The organism is Brevundimonas sp. LPMIX5, assembly GCF_003576505.1.
Classification (GTDB): Bacteria; Pseudomonadota; Alphaproteobacteria; order Caulobacterales; family Caulobacteraceae; genus Brevundimonas; species Brevundimonas naejangsanensis.
This window is the reverse complement of the sequence record NZ_QWTZ01000021.1, coordinates 1-2,249: the sequence shown is the minus strand read 5'-3', so window position 1 is coordinate 2,249 and position 2,249 is coordinate 1. Positions and strand designations below refer to the sequence as shown.

1 protein-coding gene is annotated in these 2,249 nt (G+C 66.8%); it reads left to right on the top strand.

The features are described 5' to 3' along the window. A partial coding sequence (locus D1604_RS14905) for an RHS repeat-associated core domain-containing protein (RefSeq protein ID WP_119413928.1) occupies window positions 1-2,249 on the top strand: 2,249 nt, incomplete at both ends.

Sequence of the window (2,249 nt, the reverse complement as noted above, 5' to 3'; positions counted from 1 at the left end):
GACGCGCTCGGAAACACCACCAGCTACACTTATGACGCCACGCACGGCGGCGTGCTGACGATCACTGCGCCTGCCCCGACCGACGGCGCGGCGCGGCCGCAGACGCGCATCTCCTATGCGCCGCAGACAGCCTGGTACAGGAACGCCTCGGGCGTGCTGACGGCTGCGCCGTCGGCCGTGACCCTGCCGGTGTCAATCTCGGAATGCGTCACGGGCTCCAGTTGCACCGGGACGGCCAATGAGGTGAAGACGTCAATCCTCTACGGGGCCTCCGGCGTCGCCAACAACCTGCTGCCCACCGCGGTGACAACAGGGGCCGGGAACGGCTCGCTGAGCGCCACCACGGCGATAACCTATACGCCTAGCGGAGACGTGGCGACAGTTAACGGCCCGCTGGCCGGGACGGCCGATACGACGACCTATCGTTACGACAATGCCCGCCAGCTTGTGGGCGTCATCGGTCCAGACCCGGACGGGGCCGGCGCCCTGCTGCGCCGGGCGCAGCGCTACACCTATAATCCGCGCGGCCAGGTCACCCTGGCCGAGGCCGGCACGGTGACGGGCACAAGCGACGCCAACTGGGCCGCCTTCGCCAGCCTGCAGAAGTCCGCTGTGACCTATGACGCCTATGGCCGACCGACCCATCAACGCCAGCAGTCGGGCTCGACCACTCACGCTCTGGTGCAGACGAGCTATGACGCGGCCGGCCGTGTCGACTGCGTCGCCACGCGCATGAACCCGGCGACCTTCGCCAGTCCGCCGGCCTCGGCGTGCACGGCGGCGACGGTGGGCAGCTTTGGGCCGGACCGGATCATGAAGTACGGCTATGACGCCGCTAGCCAGCTGATCTCGACCATCTCCGGGGTAGGCGTGGATCCGATCACCGAGAGCGCGACCTACAGCCTGAACGGCAAGCCCATCAGCCTGACCGATGGCAAGGGCAATGTCTCGACCCTGACCTATGACGGCTTCGACCGAATGGTGAGGATGAACTATCCCAACGCCACGGGCGGCGGGACCTCATCGACCGACTATGAGCAGTACGTCTACGACCCCGGCGGCAACGTCACCACGTATCGCACTCGCGGCGCCGACGAGATTTCCATGACCTACGACGCCCTGGGGCGCCAGACCGGCATGACTATTCCGGCCCTCCCTGCGCGCACCTACGCCTATGACAACCTGGGCCGCCTGACCTCGGCGTCCATCACCGGGGGCGGTTCCCTGACGCGCGCCTGGGACGCGCTTGGTCGCCTGAGCAGCGAGACCCAGAACCCGCTCGCCAAGACCGTCAGCTATCAGTACGACCTAGCTGGACGCCGCACCCGCCTGACCTGGCCGGACGGCTTCTTCGTCAACTACGACTACAACACCGCCGGCGACCTGACGGCCATCCGGGAGAACGGCGCGACCTGGACGCTGGCGGCCTGGAACCACGACAACCTGGGCCGACGCACCGCCATGACCCGCGCCAACGGGGCGGGCACCACCTGGAGCTATGATGCGGCCGGTCGGTTGAGCCAGCTGAAGCACGACCTGCCGGGCACGGCCGATGATCAAACCTTGACCTATACCTATAATCCTGCCGGGCAGATCGTGTCGCGGGTGATGGCGAACACGGCCTACGCCTATGCGCCCGCCGCGGGCACGGTCAGTTACGTCAACAACGGCAAGAATCAGGTGACCAGCGCGGGCGGCGCGGCGGTCACCTACGGCCAGCGTCAAAACATGCACCAGACCCCCATGGGTACCTATGCGTTCGACACGCTCAATCAGATGATCACGGCGACAGTCGGAGGCGCGAGCACCAGCTTTACCTACGACCCCGCCGGGCGCATGAGCCAGATGGGAACGACCCGCCTGCTGCATGACGGCGCCCGGCCCATGGCCGAGTATGACGCCGCCGGAAACATCCTGCGCCGCTATGTGCCGGGCCTGGCCATGGATGAGACGGTGACGGCCTATGAGGGCTCTGGCCTGACCGACCGGCGCTGGCTGCTGGCGGACGAGCGGCTGTCGGTGATGGCCTACACCAACGGGACCGGCGGGATTCTGGCTCGCAATACTTACGACGAGTACGGCCAGCCGGGCGCCGGCAACGCGGGCCTGTTCCAGTACACCGGCCAGATCTGGCTGCCGCAGGCCCAGGCCTACCACTACAAGGCCCGTGTCTATGCGCCCCAGCTCGGCCGATTCATGCAAGCTGACCCCATCGGATATGGCGATGGGGTCAATCTGTACGCCTATGT